This window comes from Streptomyces sp. NPDC049837 (genome assembly GCF_040674455.1).
In the GTDB taxonomy this organism is placed as follows: domain Bacteria; phylum Actinomycetota; class Actinomycetes; order Streptomycetales; family Streptomycetaceae; genus Streptomyces.
In genome coordinates, this window is record NZ_JBFAMP010000001.1 from 374971 (window position 1) to 392647 (window position 17677).

The following is a 17677-nucleotide window of genomic DNA, read 5'->3' on the forward strand; positions in this document are numbered from 1 at the left end:
GGTTCGGGATCGTGGCGTGCTCGGTGGCCCGCACTGGCGGTACACTGTGACAGATGACGCCCATTCGTCACAACCATTCGGACGGGGAGACCGTCGAAACCGTCCTCGACGCGGCCCGTGACTGCGTGCTCGCCGTCGGAGTCCGCCGTACGACGCTGACCGACGTGGCCCGCCGCGCCGGGGTCTCCCGTATGACGCTCTACCGCCGGTGGCCCGATGTGCGGACCCTCGTCGGGGACGTGATGACCCGTGAGTGGGTCGCCCTGGCGGTGTCGGCCATGCCCGAGCGCGAACCTGCCGCCCCGGCCCGGCACAGGCTGGTCGACGGGCTGGTCGCCGGAGTCGCGGCGTTCCGCGCGCACCCGCTCTTCCACAAGATCCTCGACGTGGACCCCGAGCTCCTGCTGCCCTACGTGCTGGACCGGCGCGGCGCGAGCCAGGACGCGTTGCTGGGCCTCATCACCGGCGCGCTGGAGGAAGGGCACGCCGACGGTTCCGTCCGCCCGGCACACCTCGTCCTCCAGGCCCGGTCCGTGCTGCTGGTCGTCCAGTCCTTCACGCTCTCGCTGCGCACCATGACCGACGAGTCCGACCCCGAGCTGGACGAAGCGGCCTTCCTCGGTGAGCTGCGGACCCTCCTGGAAAGGACCCTCGCCCCATGAGCCACCCCCGTACCCCGGCCACACGTGCCTCGTCGTCCCTGAGCGCCGCGCGCCGCCGCCGCGAGCTGGCCGAACTCGCCGACGGCGCACAGGTGGACGTCCTGGTCGTCGGCCTCGGGGCCACCGGCGCGGGCGCCGCGCTCGACGCCGCCTCCCGTGGCCTGACGGTCGCGGCGGTCGACGCCCACGACCTGGCCTTCGGCACGTCCCGGTGGAGCTCCAAACTCATCCACGGCGGCCTGCGCTACCTGGCCTCGGGGCAGTTGGACGTCGCCCACGAGAGCGCCGTGGAACGGGGCATCCTCATGGAGCGGACCGCCCCGCACCTGGTGGGCGCCCAGCCGTTCGTCCTGCCGCTCACACCCCTGGTCTCGCGGTCGCAGGCGGCGCTGGCCCGGGCGGGCCTCCGGGCCGGGGACCTGCTGCGCGCCTCGGCGCGTACGTCGCGCTCCACCCTGCCGGCGCCGCGTGCCCTGTCCCCGGTGGAGACCCGGCACATGGCGCCCGTGCTGCGCTCCACCGGGCTGCGCGGGGGGCTGCTCTCCTGGGACGGCCGGCTCAGCGACGACGCGCGGCTGGTGACCGCCGTCGCCCGCACCGCCGCCGCGCACGGCGCGCGCGTCCTGACCCGCACGCGCGCGTTGTCCCTCGACGGCGGCGGCGCGCTGGTGCGGGACGAACTCACCGGCGAGGAGACGCGGATCAGGGCCCGCGCGGTCATCAACGCCACCGGGGTCTGGGCCGGCGGCCTGACCGACGACATCCGGCTGCGGCCCTCCCGGGGCACCCACCTGGTGCTGCGCTCCGAGGACCTCGGCTCGCTCACCGCGGGCCTCCACATCCCCATCCCGGGCGAGGCCAACCGTTTCGTGCTGGTCCTGCCGCAGGGCGACGGGCGGGTGTACGTGGGGCTGACGGACGAGCCGGTCGACGGCGACATTCCGGACGTGCCCGAAGTGCCGGAGACGGACATCGGGTTCCTGCTCGACGTCCTCGGCTCCGCCCTCGACGTGTCGCTGGGCCGCGACGATGTGATCGGCGCCTTCGCCGGGCTGCGGCCGCTCCTCGACACGTCCGGCCCGTCGGGCAGCTCCCGCACGGCCGACATCTCCCGCAAGCACGCCGTGCTGACCTCCCGCGACGGGGTGGTGACCGTGGTGGGCGGCAAGCTCACCACCTACCGGCGCATGGCCCAGGACGCCCTGGACGCCGCCGTCTCCGCCCGCGGCCTGCCGGCGGGGCCCTGCCGCACGGCCACCCTGCCCCTGGTCGGCGCGGCCTCCCGGAGCGCCCTCGCCGCCCTGGACGCCCCCCGGCGGCTGGTCCGCCGCTACGGCACCGAGGCCCCGGCCGTGCACGCCCTCGGCCTCGCGGACCCGGCGCTGGCCCGCCCCGTCGTCCCGGGCCACCCGGTCACCGTGGCCGAACTCGTGTGGGCGGTACGCCACGAGGGCGCCCTCGACGAGGCCGACCTCCTCGACCGCCGCACCCGCATCGGCGTGGTGCCGCACGACCGGGAAGCGGCCCTGGACACGGCCCGGGAGGCGCTGCGCCGGGAGGACGGGAGGGTCGGGCCGGGCGCGCCTTAGAGGACGCCCCGACGGGTGCCGACGGAACAGGAGCCGAAACGGTCGCGCCATGTCATGCGGGACGGTTCAGGCGCCAGACCACCTCGATGCCGCTGCCTGAGGGAGCCGCGGGTGGTGCTGCCCGCTCCCGCCGGACTTCGCTGAACCCCAACCGGCGCGGAATGGCGCCGCTGGAGATGTTGGCCATGTCGTGGGTGATTTCCAGGTACTCCACGTCCGGCAGGGCGAACATCTCGGCGACCATGGCCGCCGTCGCTCTCGTGGCGATGCCCTGGCCGGTGGCGGCGGGGTGCAGCCAGTACCCCAGCCTCCATCCCCGCGGTTCGGTCACGCGGTAGGTCTGGCACATGCCGATGGGCGTGCCGTCTTTGGTGATGGCGTAGTTGTAAGCCTCGCCGCTCGCCCACTTCGACTCGGACTTCGCCAGGAAGTCCCGGGTGCTGCTCTCGCCGTGCCGGGCGACCCACGGCATCCACGGGCGCAGGTGGTCCACAGACTCCTCGATCAGCGTGAGCGCCGCAGCGAAGTCGTCCCGTGCCCGCCAGCGTCGCAGGGCGAAGTCTCCGCACTCGATGATCCCACTCGGTCGCTCCATGACCGCATGATTGTTTCGCGGCGGGGGTCACCGCAACGGGATACGAGGAACGGGACGCGGCATGCGCTTCGAGCAGGTCTTCACGTACGCGTGGCGGCACGACCCGGCGGAGAAGGGCGTGTCGGTCCTGTCCGTCGCCCACGAGCCGGCGGAGGCGGGCCGGCCGCGACGGTGGCTGCTGCTGGCCGGACTGCCGGTCTTCACGGAGCTGCTGCCCTTCGACGACGCCGGGCACGCCCGGGAGTTCGCGCGGGCGGTGCTCGCCCTGCCGCCGGCGCCCGAGCCCTACGAGCGCGAGTTCCACCTCGGTGAGAGCCGTACGCGGACGATGGCCGCCGGACAGGTGGAGGAGCGGCGGTTCGCCACCCTGTGGGTCGGCCGCGACCCGGCCGACGACCTGCGCGCGTATTTCGCGTACCAGTCGTACTTCGCGTTCGCCGGGAGGCCGGACATGACCTCGACCGGCCTGGAGGTGGTGTGCGACGACGTCGACGTGCCCCGTGCGCACGCCGAGGCGCGGGCCCTGCTCGCCGCGCTGGACGGGGCCGGCTGACGCCCCCGGCTCAGAGGGGGCGTTGGGCGTGGACGTAGAGGTGTTCCTCGGGTTGCGCGTCCGGTCCGTGCGGGCGGTAGAGGGCGGTGTGGTGGTGCAGGATCTCCAGCCCGGCCTCCTCCAGCACCCGTAGTTGGTCCTCGGTGGCCAGGCTGCTGACGGTGACCGGGTGGCCCATCCAGACGATGTCCAGCCCCCGGATGTCGCCGGGCACGGTGGCCATCGCGAAGGCGCCGCCGGGGGCGACCCAGGAGGCCGTCCGGCTGAGTGACTCCGCCACCTCGGGCTGGTCCATCACCAGCAGGGGGAAGAAGGCGCACACCGCGTCGTACGCTCCCCCGGGCGGCCGGTAGGTGCGGACGTCGGCCTGTTCGAAACGGGCCGCGGGCACCCGCTGCCGGGCGAGCGCGACCATTTCGGCCGACACGTCGATGCCGGTGACGTCGAAGCCCGCCCGGGTCAGCACGTCGGCCGTGGGGCGGCCGGTGCCGCTGCCCACGTCCAGCACGCGGGCGCCGGGCGCGAGGCGGCCGGAGAGCCAGTCCAGTGCGGCGAGTTGGCCGGGTACGTCGGCGAAGACCTCCTCGTAGCGTGCCCCCACCGCGTCGAAGACCTCGGCGGCGGACACGCCCCGGGGCCGTGGCGCCTGGTTCACTTCACCACCTCCGCGGCGCACCGTACCGGCGGCACCGGTGCCCGGGCCAGTGGGCGGCCGGGGCGGTGTGCGAGGCTCGGTCCATGCGGTACATCATCATCGGCGCGGGCGCGGTCGGCGCCACCATCGGCGGGCGGCTCGCCCAGGCCGGTCACGAGGTCGTCCTGGTCGCGCGGGGCGCGCACGCGGAGGCCCTGCGGGCGGACGGACTGCGGCTCGGCACGGCGGAGGGCACGAGGGTCCACCGGCTTCCGGTCGCGACCGGCCCGGCGGAGCTGGGCCCACTGCGCCCGGACGACGTCCTGCTGCTCGCGGTGAAGACCCAGCACGCCATCGAGGCGCTCGACGCGTGGGGCGACGCGGAGGTGGCGGGCGGCGGCACGGCGGCGCAGCGCCTTCCGGTGTTCTGCCTCCAGAACGGGGTGGAGAGCGAACGGCTCGCGCTGCGCCGGTTCGCCCGGGTGTACGGCGTGTGCGTCTGGCTGCCCTCGACGTTCCTGCGCCCGGGCACCGTGTCCGCCCTGTGCGCGCCGCTGACCGGCATCCTGCACATCGGGCTCGCGGCCGGCGGCAGCGACTCCACGGCCCGGAAGGTGGCCGCCGATCTGGCCGCGTCGGGCTTCGGCGCGCCGGTCGTCGAGGACGTGATGCGCTGGAAGTACGCGAAGCTGCTCGGCAACCTCGGCAACGCGATCCAGGCCACGACCGGGCCCGAGCCGGCTCCGGCGAAGGCGGCGCTGCTGCGGCGGGCGATCCGGGAGGCGGAGGCGGCGTTCGCGGCGGCGGGCATCGCGTACGCCTCCGCGGCGGAGCAGGCGGAAGCGCGTGACGGCAAGGTGGACCAGCCGGCGGGCGTGCGGGGCGGGTCGTCCTGGCAGAGCCTGGCCCGGGGTACGGGCTCCATCGAGGCGGACTACCTCAACGGCGAGATCTCGCTGCTGGGACGGCTGCACGGGGTGCCGACCCCGGTCAACGACGTGCTGCGGCACGCCGCCAACATCTTCGCGCGCAAGGGTCTGCCGCCGGGTGCGATGTCCGTCGAGGACCTCACCGCCCTCGCGGACGAGGCGGCCGCCCGCGCCGGCGTCGGCTAGCCGGGCGGACGCGCGTCACCGGCTCCCTCCGCCCGGGATACGCAGGGCCAGTACCGCGACGTCGTCGTCGTTGTCGGTGGGACGTACGCGTTCCAGCAGTTGGTCGCAGAACGCGTCGAGGGGACGGCGGGCCAGGTCGGCGGCGTGTTCGCGCAGGTCGTCGAGGCCTGCGTCGATGGGCCGTCGGCGGGATTCGACGAGCCCGTCGGTGTGGAGGAGCAGCGTACTGCCGGGCGGCAGGGTCGCGGTGGCGTCGGTGCGCGGCACCCGGACCCTGGTGCCCAGCAGCAGTCCGTGGCCCTCTTCGAGGAAGCGGGTCCGTCCGTCGGGGCTGACCAGGAGCGGCGGGAGGTGTCCGGCGTTGGTCCAGGCGAGGCGCCATGCCCCGTCACCGGCCTTTTCCAGGCGGCCGAGGACGAGGGTCGCGGTGGACGCCTCGCTGATGTGCTCGGCGGCGTGGTCCAGTTGCTCGACGATCCGGCTCGGGGACGCCTCCTGGGACCAGGCGAACGCCCGCAGCATGTTGCGCAGTTGGGCCATGCCCGCGGCGGCGTCGAGGTCGTGCCCCACCACGTCGCCGATGACGAGCGCGGTCGCGCCGTCCTTGAGGGTGAACGCGTCGTACCAGTCGCCGCCGACGTGGGAGGCGTGCGGTGCCGCCACGTAACGGGCGGTCATCTCCAGGCCGGGCACCCGGGGCAGTTGGGGCAGCAGGTGCCGCTGCATCGTCTCGGCGACGCGCCGCTGTCGTTGGTACAGGCGGGCTCTGTCCAGGGCCAGGCCGGCGCGGCGGGTGATGTCCTCCAGCAGGGAGAGGTCGGCGTCCGTGAAGGGCGCGCTGTGCGCGGAGCGGCCCAGGGTCAGCGCCCCGAGCACTTCCCGCAGGCCGCGGATGGGCGCGATGGCCGCCGACCGGATGCCCGTGGCGGCGAACAGCCTCCGCTGCTCCACGGCGATCCCCGAGTCGGGAGGCGCCTGGTACGTCCCGGGACCGGCGAGGGCGGAGGCCGCGCCGCGCAGGGCCCGGGAGAGGGGCATCGGCGAGTCCTCGGGCACGGGCGGGAGCGGCCCTTGGAGGTCCTCGCGGTGTACGAGGACGCCGTCCTGGTGCGTGACGACGGCGCTGCGCCGGACGTCGCGGCTCTCGGTGACGAGGTCCACGACCGCCCAGTCCGCCAGCCGGGGAACCAGCAGCCGCACCAGCCGGCGCAGTGCCTCGTCCGTGTCGAGGGTGGAGGTCAGGCGCGTGGTGGTCTCGGCGAGCAGGGTGAGCCGGTCCAGTTCGTCGAGCGTCGTGGTCGCGGTGGTGGCGCGCGGCGTGGCGTCCGGCGGCGGTTCGTGGAGGATCACCAGCGCGCCCTTCTCGTCGCCGATCAGGCATGGGGTGACCAGCCAGGACGACGCCACGACGTGCCCGCCCCGGTGCACGAACCACCCGCGTTCGCCCTGACCGGTGCGTACCCCGACAAAGGCTTGCATCATGGGACATTGCGCCCGTGGGGCGGTGTGTCCGTGGGCGTCCCGGTGCAGTGCGTCGTGGCTGTCACGGCCGATGAGCTCCTCGGGGCGCCAGCCCAGCATGCGCGTGACACCCGCGTTCACCCGCACGATGATCCCCTGGTCGTTGACCAGGTAGGCGGCCGCGGTCAACTGTTCCAGCACGCGGGCATCCTCCGTACCGCTCCGCCCGGTCCCGTCCCACGCGCCCACGCTCGTTCCCTCCGCCCCGTCCGTCCGTGCTCCGGCGCATGGCGCCTCCCGGCGACAACCTCGGCGGAGAGGGACTGCGTGCACCTGATCCGCCCCCATAGTGGCGGGTGGGGCAGAACGAGGTCCACCGTGCCGGGCACACCGCCCCGTCCGCGGTCCCGCGACGGGCCGGTTCGCACGCCGCACCACGAACCCTCGTGCCGCAGGACGCGAGGGGCAAGGGTTTCCCCTCTTTCCCGGCCGTTTTCGCGTCTGACATCGTGCGTTCGCCCCCTACACACTCGGCCCGGCCGCCCGACCAGCGCGCCGGGATCGGAGGACGCGTTGATACGTCACATATCCGCAGCGGCCGCACTCGGCGTCACCCTCGCCCTCGCCGCTCCCGCCACCGCTGTCGCCACGGCGCCACAGGCCACCACAACGGCCACTGCCGCCACCACCGCCACCTGGGCGGCGGGCACCCGCGCCCATCTCGTCATCACCGCGCCCGGCGACACCTCCGCCGTACGGGCGGCCGTGACCGCCAACGGCGGCTCGGTGTTCGCCTCGTACGACGCGATCGGCGTGATCGTCGCCCACTCCACCTCAACCGGCTTCGCCTCCGCCATGCGCGGTGTCGCCGGAGTCCAGCAGGTCGGGGCGACGCGCACCTCGGACGTGCCGGCCGACGCGTACGACCCGGCCCTGCCGCCGAACCCGGCCCAGTCGCCGACCACACTGACCGAGAGCCTGACGCGCTGGGACATGACCCAGATCAAGGCCGACCAGGCCTGGGCCGTGACCACCGGCTCGGCGTCGGTCAAGGTCGGCGTGCTGGACACGGGCGTGGACGACCGGCACCAGGACATCGCCCCGAACTTCAACGCCGCCGACTCCGTCTCCTGCGCGTACGGCAAGGCCGACACGCGTGCGGGCGCCTGGCGCGACGTCGGTACGCACGGCACGCACGTCGCCGGCACGATCGCGGCCGCCAAGAACGGCAAGGGCGTGGTCGGGGTGGCGCCGGGGGTGAAGATCTCCTCGGTCCGCATCGCCGAGCCGGGCACCAGCCTGTTCTTCGCGGAGAACACCATCTGCGGCTTCATGTGGGCCGGTGACCACGGCTTCAAGGTCACCAACAACAGCTACTACACGGACCCGTGGCAGTTCAACTGCCCGGACAACGCCGACCAGGCCGCCATCATCGAGGGTGTCCGGCGTGCCCAGGAGTACGCCGAGAGCCGGGGCTCGCTCCAGATCGCGGCGGCCGGGAACTCCAACCTGGACCTCGCCAACAAGACGGTCGACACGGAGAGCCCCAACGACTCCACGCCCGTACGCCGCACCATCACCAACGCCTGCCTGGACATCCCGACCGAACTGCCGGGTGTGGTGACCGTCGCCGCGATGGGCAAGGGCAACGTCAAGGCGTCGTACTCGAACTACGGCAACGGAGTCATCGACATCGCCGCACCCGGAGGTGACGGTACGTCAGGCGTCTACTCCACGCTGCCGGGCGGCAAGTACGGCAACATGAACGGTACGTCGATGGCGTCGCCGCACGTCGCGGGTGTCGCCGCACTGATGGCGAGCACCGACCCGGCCGCCACCCCGGCCGACATCCGGTCCCGGCTCGGCGTCCAGGCCGGGGACGTGGCCTGTCCCTCCGACAGCCGGTGCACGGGTACGACCGCCAAGAACGGCTTCTTCGGCGAGGGCCAGACCGACGCGCTGAAGGCGGTCGCCGGGACGACGCCTCCCCCGGGCGCGTACTTCGAGAACACAACGGACGTCGCCATCACGGACAACACGACCGTCGAGAGTCCCCTCACCGTCTCGGGCGTGAGCGGCAACGCGCCCGCCACCCTCGAGGTGGGCGTGGAGATCGCGCACACCTACCGGGGTGACCTGGTGGTCTCCCTGGTCGCACCCGACGGAACGGTGTATCCGCTGGAGGACTTCGCCAACAATGACGGTACGGACAACGTGAGCAAGACCTATACGGTCAACGCCTCGGCCGAGGTCGCGAACGGCACCTGGAAGCTCCGGGTCCGTGACGGCGCGACCCAGGACACGGGCAGGATCGACGCCTGGAACCTCACCTTCTGAGTCACGTTCCGAGTCACGTTTTCGTTATCCACCCCCTTCCGATCGGTCTCCCAGGTGTGTCGGACAGACTCCTGTCCGAGGGAGAGAAGGGCCGAAGGTGAGCCAGACACACGAAGAACGCCTGGTCAGGGCGGCACAGTCCGGGGACCAGCGGGCGCAGGACGAGCTGGTCTCGGCGTACCTGCCGCTCGTCTACAACATCGTCGGGCGCGCGCTGAGCGGGCACGCCGATGTGGACGACGTGGTCCAGGAGACGATGATCCGGGCGCTCGGCGGGCTCGGGTCGCTGCGGGACCCGAAGCGGTTCCGGTCGTGGCTGGTGGCGATCACCATGAACCGGATACGGGACCACCGGTTCACCCCGGCCGTGGCCGGGGGTCCGTACGAGGGCGACGACCTGGCCGATCCGGGCGCCGACTTCGTGGACCTCACCATCCTGCGGCTGGGCCTGTCCGGGCAGCGGCGGGAGGCGGCCGAGGCCACCCGGTGGCTGGACGACGGCGACCGGGAGCTGCTGTCGCTCTGGTGGCTGGAGGCCGCGGGCGAGCTCAGCCGCGCCGAGGTGGTCGACGCCCTGGAGCTCACTCCGCAGCACACCGCCGTGCGGGTGCAGCGGATGAAGGCCCAGTTGGAGACGGCACGGATCGTCGTCCGGGCGCTGGCGGCGGACCCGCGCTGTGTGCTGCTGGACGACGTGCTGGCCGGGTGGGACGGGGTGCCGTCCGCGCTCTGGCGCAAGCGGATCGCCCGGCACGCCCGGGACTGCACCGTATGTGCCGGTCACGCCGCCGGGCTGGTCCCCGCCGAGGGGCTGCTCGTCGGGCTGGGGCTGGTTCCGGTGGGCGCCGCGCTCGCCGGAGCCTGCGCCGGGGCGGACGCCGGGGAGGCGTTCGTCCTGGCGGGAGCCGGTTCGCCGGACCTGGCCACCGCGGGCCCGGTGGGCTCCGGGACGCACGGGGCGACCGGGCGGGCGGCCGGGGGGCGGGGCGGTGGCGCTGCGGGCGGCCGGCGGCTGGAGCGGGAGGCCCGGCGCCGGCGGCGGCGCAGGGGTGCCGCCGCCGGCGTGGCGGCGCTCCTGGTGGCCGGTGGCGGGGTGGCCGGTCTGCGGTTCCTCGGGCCCGAGGAGGGGGCACGAGAGGTACGTACGCAGACCGCCACCCCGCCGTCCGGCTCGCCGCTCGCGCCCTCGGCCACGCCCGCCCGGCCGAGCACCGGGGCGTCGGCCTCCCCGTCACCGTCCGTCTCCGCGAGCCCGTCGGCGTCGGCGACCGCCACCAAGAAGGCGAAGCCCACGCCGGCACCCACCCGGACGGCGCCCAAGCCGCCCCCGGAGCCGTCCCCGTCCCGTACGCGGTCCGCCCCACGGTCCGAGCCGGCCGAGCAGCCGTCCGGCTCCTTCGCCGAGCAGGTGACCCGGCTCGTCAACTCCGAACGTGCGAAGAACGGTTGTGGCCCGGTGAGCCAGAACGGCCTGCTGGACACGGCGGCCCGGCGCCACTCCGACGACATGGCCGCGCGCGACTACTTCGACCACACGAGCCCCGACGGCAAGGGACCGGGCGACCGGATCACCGAGGCGGGGTACGCGTGGTCGACGTACGGCGAGAACATAGCCCGTGGCCAGCAGACCCCCGCCTCGGTCATGGACTCCTGGATGAACAGCCCCGGCCACCGCGCCAACATACTCAACTGCTCGTTCAAGGAGATCGGCATCGGCATCCACGAGGGGTCCGGCGGCCCGTGGTGGACCCAGGTGTTCGGCGCGCGCTCCTGACGGGGCCGGCTCACGCCCGGACCTCCTTGGACCGCCCGTCGCGGCAGTGGGGTCCGGGCCGAGGCGCCGGGGGCGGTGTGCGCGGCGAAGAGATCGCGGCCAGCCACAGCCCGGCACAGGGAAGGACGAGCGCGGCGGTCACGAACGGGAGGGTGAAGCCGATCGTGCCGATCAGCGGGCCCATGACGGCTGTTCCGGCCGACTGGCCGAGGAAGAAGGCGGAGACGAACATGGACACCGCCGTGCCTCTCCGCTCGGGAAACATCTGGGTGGCATGCGTCTGCAAGGTGTTGTGGAGCATGTAGAAGCCGAGGCCGGTGAGCGCGCCGGCGGGCAGGGCCCATGCCCAGGCGGGGGCGGTGGCGTAGGCGAGGAAGCCGATGCCCAGGATGACGCCTCCGGCCAGGGCGAAGCCGCGTTCACCGATGCGGTTGAGGAGCCGGGTGACGGCGAGGGCGTACAGCAGGCCGCCGAGACCGTAGGTCCCCGCGATGAGCCCCGCGGCGGTGAGCGGCGTGTGGAAGTGTGCGTGCAGGTAGGCGGGGACGAAGGCGAACGGTCCGTAGACGGCCATCCCTTCCACGAAGACGATGGCCAGGATGCACTGTGCCCGCTTCAGCCCGAGGACCTCCAGCGCCCCGGCGAGCGGTGAGCGCCGGCGGGCCGGGTCGGGCGGCGGCACGGGCGGGGCTCCGGCGAGCCGGCGCCACAGCAGTACCGCGGCGGTGCTGAACACACCGGCCAGGAGCGCGAAGCACCAGCGCCAGCCGAGGGTGTCGGCGAAGAGGCCGCCGAGGACCTGGCCCGCTATGACGCCGAGGATCTGGCCGGTGAGCAGCCGGGCGAGTGTGGCCTGGCGGCGCTCGTAGGGGACCTCGTCCCCGATCCAGGCCATCGACATGGGGATGATGGCCGCCGCGCTGGCGCCGGCGGCGACGCGGGCGACGACGAGCCAGGTGAACGTGGGGGCCACGGCGGCGGCGAGCGTCGCCAGCGCGCACGCGGTGGTGACGATCGCCACGACCCGGTACTTGCCGTGCCGGTCACCGGCGGGCCCGTAGAGGATCTGGAGACTGCCGTAGGCGATGGAGAAGGCGGAGATCACCCAGGACGCGCTGCCCTCCGTGACGCCGAAGGACCGGACGAACTCGGGAATCAGCGGATCGCAGATCCGCATGGAGGCCGAGCTGGCGAACGCCGCGATGGCCAGGAGCAGGAGGGAGCGCGCCCTGAAAGTGATCATGTCGTGCCTCTGAGGGTGCCGGATGGACGGTGGATGGCCTGGCCGGTTACGGCTTGATGGCCTCGTGCGGCAGGCGGGGGAAGAGAACCGCGTCGCAGATGTCCTCTGCTCCCAGGTACATGGCCACGAGCCGGTCGAAGCCCATGGAGAATCCGGCGTGCGGTGTGCAGCCGTAGCGGCGGATGTCGACGAGCCATTCGAATTTCGCCAGGTCGTAGCCGCGGCGCCGGAGCCCCGCGATCATTCCCTCGGCGTCGTGCGCGCGTTCACCGCCGCCGATTATTTCGCCTTGTCCGGTGTGCGCGAAAAGGTCACTGGTCGGGGTGGTGCCGTCCTCGTTGACCGGGAACCAGAAATTCTTCAGTTCCTTCGGAAAACCGGTGATGAAGTAGGGGCGGTCGAAAGTACCGCTGATGGCGTCGGACTGTTCCTTGCTGTAGTCCGCTCCGTAGTCGAATTCATGGCCCAGATCCCGCAGCAGCGTCACGGATTCCGCGTAGGAAATGCGGGCGAACGGCTTGGTGAAGGCGTCCAGGTGGTCCATCGGCAGGCCGGCCAGGGCGTAGACGTCGGCGTGTTCGTCCCGGAGCCGGACGGCGACGTGCCGCAGCATGTCCTCTTCGATGGCCATGAGGTCCTGGTAGGTCGCCCAGGCGAAGTCGGCGGAGACCTGCCAGATCTCCACCAGGTGGATGCCGTCCGCGTCGTCCTCGCGGCGGAAGGTGGGGCCGAAGGTGTAGACGCGTTCCAGCGCGCTGACCATGGCGTCGGCGTACATCCAGTTGCTCTGCGGGAGCGAGGCGGTCCGGTCGCCGTAGTACGGCACCTGGAACACGGCGCCGCTGGAGACGGACGAGGCGCTGGTCAGGATGGGGGTCTGGACGAGCCGGCAGCCCTGCGCGTCGAGGAACTCGCGCACGTACTTCTGCACGTGGTGCCTGAGTGTCGCGGCGGCGCGCAGTCGGCGGCTGCGGATGTGCAGGTGCCGGTGGCCGAGGTCGGTGAGGTCGGGGGCGTGCAGGTCGACCGGCAGGGGCAGGGCGGCGGAGACCACCCGCAGGGCGGTGGCCCGGGGGAGGTCGCCCGACTCGTCGACGGTCAGCTCGACGACGCTCTGTGCCGTGAGTCCGTCGGCGGGCAGCAGCCCCTGCTCGACGGTGACGGCGCGGGTCGTTCCCGAGCCGCGGACGAGGAGTTCGGTGTGTCCGGCGTCGCCGGGCAGTGGCCGGATCTCTTCGATCCAGCCGCGGATGACGTCGGTGGGCTGTGCGAGGGGCATGGGTGTGCTCCAGAAGTAGTGGTGCGGGGTGGGGAGTCGGGTGTGTCAGACGTCGTGGGGCAGGACGACGCTGCCCTCGAAGAGCCGCCGCGCGGTACGGACGACGGCCGCGCGCCGGACGTCGGGTGTCGGGAAGCGGCCGCTGTTCATCTCGAGTTCGACGGCGAGTTCACCGGCCGGGTGCTCGATGCGGACCGTGCGCCGTGGCCCGTCGGGCAGGTGCGCGAGGTCGTGGGCGACGCTGCCTTCGAGTCCGGTGGCCACGGCGATGCAGACCGCTCCGGTGACCGCGTGCGACGCGTGGCACAGGTGGGGGACGAAGTAGCGGGACGTGATGCCCGGGCCGTACCGGGGGGCGGCGAGGAGAGCCACCTTGGGGATGACCTTCCCGGTGGCGTCACCGAGGCCCATGATGTGGGACGCCTCGCGGCGGATCTCCTCGACGCGGGCGAGGAGTTGGGGATCGGCGTCGAGTTCCCGCTTGGATTCGTATCCGCTGCGGCCGAGTGCCGCCGCGGGGATCAGGACCATGGGCGTGGCCATGTCCACACAGGAGACCTCGACGCCACGGATCATGTCCCGGGGTGAGCCGGTCGGCAGGAGTTTCCCCGTGCGTGAGCCGGCGGTCGCGGCGAGGTCGAGTTTGACCGGGGCAGCGGTGCCGGGAACACCGTCGATCCGGGTGTCGCCGTCGTAGGTGACCTGACCGTCGGGAGTCCGGACGATCGCCGTGGAAACGGTCCGGGTGTTCTCGTTGAAGATCCGTACGGTGGTCTCGCCCGGCTGGGCGGCCACCATGCCGCTCTCGACGGCGTACGGGGCCACGGCGGAGAGGATGTTGCCGCAGCTCGGGTTGGTGTCGACGACCGGCGCCGTGACGTCGACCTGGGCGAAGAGGTAGTCGACGTCGGCGTCGGGCCGGCCGGAGCGCCGCACCATGGCCACCTTGCTGGTGAGCGTGGTGGCGCCGCCGACTCCGTCGATCTGTGCCGCGTCCGGCGACCCCATGGCGCGCAGCAGGATGCGGTCCCGGGCCGCGGGATCGGCCGGTAAGTGGTCGGCGTGGAAGATCAGGCCCTTCGACGTTCCTCCGCGCATTAAGACGCACGGGATTCGCCGCATTGGTTCCCCCTATGACGAACGTATCCGTGCAGCACTCGCCACACCGCGAGGCGGGCGGAAAGGGGATGGACGCGCCTGGTGATCGCTCGTGGAGCGCTCATGCGCCCATGGACCGTGAACGGGGCCGGCGGGGAACGCTGCTGGGCGTGTTTCGGGCCACCGCTGTCACATGGGTCGTACTCGGGACCGTGGTCGGGCGGGCGGTTACGCGATTCGGTGTGTTTCAGGCACCGCTGCCCACAGGAATCCACGGTCCGGATCCCCCGTGCTGCTCTTTCGTTGATCGACCCTAGGAGGAACGGAAGGGGCCGGGCAAGCCCATTACAAGATCTTCATATTTCGTTCGTACCCTCGCTGCAATCCCCTCGCGGCACGAGGGGATTGCGGCGGGCACGGACGTACGGGCCGGTTCACACGACGTGCCGGCCGCCGTCCAGACTGAGGATGTCGCCGGTCGTGTACGTCGCCCGCACCAGGGCGAGGGCGGCCTCCGCGACGTCCTCCGGGGTGCCCACCCGGCGCAGCGGTGTGTTGGCGGTGACCCATTCGCGGGAGCTCTCCAGGACGTCGGCCGCCTCGTCGTACCAGGGCGTCTCGATGAGGCCCGGCGCGATGGCGTTGACCCGGATCTCGGGGCCGAGGGTCGCGGCGAGCATGCGCGTGAGGTGGTTGACGGCCGCCTTGCTGACGCCGTACGGGATGGAACTGCCCAGGGCCCGACTGCCGGAGACCGAGGAGATGTTGATGATCGCGGCGGAGCCGGTGGCCCGGAGGTGGGGCACCGCGGCGGTGGTCATCTGCCAGGTGCCGAGGACGTTGACGTCGAAGATCGCGCGCCAGGCGTCCGCGTCGGCCGAGTCGAGGTCGTCGAGCGGGATGAAGCGCGTGGTGCCGGCGTTGTTGACGAGCACGTCGAGCCGCCCGTAGGCGTCGATGGCGGCGTCGACCACACGGCGGACGTCGGCCGGGTCGGACACGTCCCCCTGGACGTAGCGGGCGTCGGGCAGTTCGGCGGCCAGCCGCTCGCCGGCCGCCACGCTGGAGGCCGAGTTGACGACCACGCGCATCCCTTCGGCGGCGAAGCGGCGGGCGATGGCGGCGCCGATGCCGGACGACGAACCGGTGATCAGCGCGACGGGGCGGTTGCTCATGAGGTCTCCACGGGCAGCGGTTGACAGTGATTCACGGCGGATCCTAGTGTGTCGTCATACGAAATCCACTTTCCGCATGACGGAAAGTACGGGGGAAAAGGACTTCGTACCGCCGGCATGACCCGCCGCGGTCAGCAGCAAGCGCGCAGTCGTCGACCGCCGCCCACCGGGCGGCCCGGCGACGGCCCGGCTCTCGCCTTCCCCCTCTGTCAGCAGCATCGCCGCGCACTGGTCAGAGGAAGTTCATGAGTTCGTCGTCGCCGCCCGCAATGCGGCACCCCGGCACCGCCGGTGTCCACCACCTCGTCGCCGCACACGTGGCCCAACACCCGCACAGCCGAGCCGTCCACGACCCCGGTGCCGGCACATCGCTCACGTACCAGGAGTTGTGGGACCGTGCCGGGAGCACCGCGGCCACCCTGGCCGAACTCGGCGTGGGCCACGGTGATCTGGTCGCCGTCGACCTGGACCGGAGCGCGGACCTGGTCGTCGCCCTGCTGGGCATCGCCCGCGCGGGAGCCGCCTACCTGCCGCTCGACGGGCACGCGCCGCCCGACCGGGTCGCCGCCGTGCTGGCCGACGCGGCGGTCCGCGCCGTGGTCGTGGGTGCCGCGGACGCACGGCGCTCACGCCCGCTGGACGTGGCACCCGCCACGCCCGTCCTGACCGTCCCACGGACCGCCGCCCGGCCCGGAACACCGGTCCCCCACGCGGCGGTGGACGGGGACGCCCCCTTCTACGTGGCGTACACCTCCGGATCGACCGGCACCCCCAAGGGGGTGGTCGTGCCCCACCGGGCCGTGCGCCGCCTGGTCACCGGGGCGACGTACTGCACCATCGGCCCGGACGACCGGGTCGGACACGCGGCCAATCCGGCTTTCGACGCCACCACCTTCGAGATCTGGGGCGCGCTGACCGCGGGCGCCACCCTCGTGGTCCTCCCCTCGGTCGTCGAACTCCCCCTGGACCGCTGGGTGGAGCTGATCCGGGCCGAAGGCATCACCACGCTCTTCCTCACCACCTCGCTGTTCCACATGGTGGCCCGCGAGGCACCGGCAGCCCTGGGCTCCCTGCGCACCCTGGTCGTCGGCGGTGAGCAACTGGAGCTGTCCGCCGTCCGCCGCGTACTGGCCGAGGCACCGCCGGGGCGCCTGGTCAACGGCTACGGGCCGACCGAGACCACCGTCTTCGCCACCTACTTCGACTGCACCGAGGAGTCGCTGGCCGGGCGCGACCGCGTCCCCATCGGGTACGCCCTCCAGCAGACCGAGCTGCACGTGCTCGACGCGCGGCTGCGCCCCGTCGCTCCCGGCTCGACCGGTGAACTGTGCGTGGGCGGACCCGGGGTGGCCACCGGATACCTCGGGCAGCCCGAGCGCACGGCCGCCTCCTTCGTGCCGTACCCGCCGGAAGGGCCGGACCGGTCGCTGGTCTACCGGACCGGAGACCTCGTCCGGCGCCTCCCGGACGGTGCCCTGGAACTCGTCGGGCGCGCCGACCGCCAGGTGAAGCTGCGCGGCTTCCGCATCGAACTGGAGGAGATCGAGCGCGCGGCGATGGCGACCGGGCTGACCGATGCCGCCTTCGTCGAGAAGACCGGCGAAGGACCCGACGCCCGGCTCGTCGGCGCATTCCTCGCACCGGGCGGGGGTGCAGCAGGCGGGGGTTCAGCGGGCGGGGGTGCACCGGGCCCCGGCACGCCCGGGGACGCGGCCGCGCGGCTCACCTCCGCGCTGTCGGCCACCCTCCCCTCGTACATGCTTCCCGCTCAGTGGCTGGTGCTGGACACCCTTCCGATCGGGCCCACCGGCAAGGCCGACCGCCGCGCGGTCCAACGGCTCGTCGAGAGCCTGCCCGCAGGCGGGGCGGAGGGACGGGCGGCCGCGTCCGGCGCCGACGACGACGCCGTGACCGACCGCATCGCCCGGGTCTGGTCGGAGTTGCTGAACGCTCCGTCCGTCGGCCCGGCGGACGACTTCCTCACGCTCGGCGGCAACTCGATCCTCGCGACCCAGGCGTCCTTCCGGATCAGCGAGGCGTTCGGGGTCGAGATCGGCCCCACGGACGTCCTCCTGGCCGCCAGCCTGGCCGAGCTGGCCGACACGGTGCGCGCGGCGGCCCCGGCCCCGCGCTGAACCACACCGACGAACGAAGAGACACGA

The 17677-nt window shown here is 72.8% G+C and carries 14 protein-coding genes; 7 read left to right on the forward strand and 7 right to left on the reverse strand.

The window, feature by feature from the left end; genetic code table 11:
* Positions 1-53: 53 nt before the first annotated feature.
* Positions 54-662, forward strand: a complete 609-nt coding sequence (locus tag AB0J57_RS01740) for a TetR/AcrR family transcriptional regulator (protein WP_366125907.1) — start codon at positions 54-56, stop codon at positions 660-662.
* Positions 659-2251, forward strand: a complete 1593-nt coding sequence (locus AB0J57_RS01745) for a glycerol-3-phosphate dehydrogenase/oxidase (RefSeq protein WP_366125908.1) — start codon at positions 659-661, stop codon at positions 2249-2251. The genes AB0J57_RS01740 and AB0J57_RS01745 overlap by 4 nt, the downstream gene beginning before the upstream one ends.
* A 52-nt stretch (positions 2252-2303) precedes the next feature.
* On the opposite strand, the gene AB0J57_RS01750 is transcribed toward AB0J57_RS01745, so the two are convergent.
* Positions 2304-2846: a GNAT family N-acetyltransferase gene (locus AB0J57_RS01750; RefSeq protein WP_366125909.1), complete on the reverse strand. Its 543-nt coding sequence runs from the start codon at positions 2844-2846 to the stop codon at positions 2304-2306.
* 61 nt (positions 2847-2907) lie between these two features.
* Here AB0J57_RS01750 and AB0J57_RS01755 point away from each other — a divergent pair, with 61 nt between their 5' ends.
* Positions 2908-3399 (forward strand): hypothetical protein, encoded by a 492-nt coding sequence (locus AB0J57_RS01755; protein WP_366125910.1) that lies wholly within the window; start codon positions 2908-2910, stop codon positions 3397-3399.
* Between the two features lie 10 nt (positions 3400-3409).
* On the opposite strand, the gene AB0J57_RS01760 is transcribed toward AB0J57_RS01755, so the two are convergent.
* Positions 3410-4054, reverse strand: coding sequence for a class I SAM-dependent methyltransferase (locus AB0J57_RS01760; protein ID WP_366125911.1), 645 nt, complete (start codon positions 4052-4054; stop codon positions 3410-3412).
* 83 nt (positions 4055-4137) lie between these two features.
* On the opposite strand from AB0J57_RS01760, the gene AB0J57_RS01765 reads away from it, so the two are divergent.
* A complete protein-coding gene (locus tag AB0J57_RS01765; RefSeq protein WP_366125912.1) occupies positions 4138-5148 on the forward strand; it encodes a 2-dehydropantoate 2-reductase N-terminal domain-containing protein in 1011 nt (336 codons plus the stop codon).
* A 15-nt stretch (positions 5149-5163) separates the two neighbouring features.
* Here the strand turns inward: AB0J57_RS01765 and AB0J57_RS01770 are convergent, their stop codons facing one another.
* Entirely contained in the window at positions 5164-6810 is a 1647-nt protein-coding gene (locus AB0J57_RS01770) for a SpoIIE family protein phosphatase (RefSeq protein WP_366125913.1), read from the reverse strand.
* A gap of 372 nt (positions 6811-7182) precedes the next feature.
* Here AB0J57_RS01770 and AB0J57_RS01775 point away from each other — a divergent pair, with 372 nt between their 5' ends.
* Together AB0J57_RS01775 and AB0J57_RS01780 are read left to right on the forward strand one after the other, a co-directional pair.
* On the forward strand, positions 7183-8946 hold the full coding sequence (locus AB0J57_RS01775) for a S8 family serine peptidase (protein WP_366125914.1): 1764 nt from the start codon (positions 7183-7185) through the stop codon (positions 8944-8946).
* Positions 8947-9043: 97 nt separating this feature from the next.
* Positions 9044-10720: a sigma-70 family RNA polymerase sigma factor gene (locus tag AB0J57_RS01780; protein ID WP_366125915.1), complete on the forward strand. Its 1677-nt coding sequence runs from the start codon at positions 9044-9046 to the stop codon at positions 10718-10720.
* A 10-nt stretch (positions 10721-10730) separates the two neighbouring features.
* Here AB0J57_RS01780 and AB0J57_RS01785 read toward each other — a convergent pair whose 3' ends face one another.
* From AB0J57_RS01785 to AB0J57_RS01800, 4 genes are all read right to left on the reverse strand, one after another.
* Positions 10731-11963: an MFS transporter gene (locus AB0J57_RS01785; protein WP_366125916.1), complete on the reverse strand. Its 1233-nt coding sequence runs from the start codon at positions 11961-11963 to the stop codon at positions 10731-10733.
* 46 nt (positions 11964-12009) lie between these two features.
* Positions 12010-13242 carry an amino acid--tRNA ligase-related protein gene (locus AB0J57_RS01790; protein ID WP_366125917.1) on the reverse strand — a complete coding sequence of 411 codons (1233 nt, stop codon included), beginning with the start codon at positions 13240-13242 and terminating at the stop codon, positions 12010-12012.
* 45 nt (positions 13243-13287) lie between these two features.
* On the reverse strand, positions 13288-14340 hold the full coding sequence (locus AB0J57_RS01795) for a 4-oxalomesaconate tautomerase (protein WP_366125918.1): 1053 nt from the start codon (positions 14338-14340) through the stop codon (positions 13288-13290).
* Between the two features lie 434 nt (positions 14341-14774).
* On the reverse strand, positions 14775-15515 hold the full coding sequence (locus AB0J57_RS01800; RefSeq protein WP_366125919.1) for a glucose 1-dehydrogenase: 741 nt from the start codon (positions 15513-15515) through the stop codon (positions 14775-14777).
* 245 nt (positions 15516-15760) lie between these two features.
* Between AB0J57_RS01800 and AB0J57_RS01805 the strand changes: the two genes are divergently transcribed.
* The gene (locus tag AB0J57_RS01805; protein WP_366125920.1) at positions 15761-17650 is read left to right on the forward strand and encodes a non-ribosomal peptide synthetase; all 1890 of its coding nucleotides are present in this window, start codon (positions 15761-15763) and stop codon (positions 17648-17650) included.
* The last annotated feature ends 27 nt before the right edge of the window (positions 17651-17677 follow it).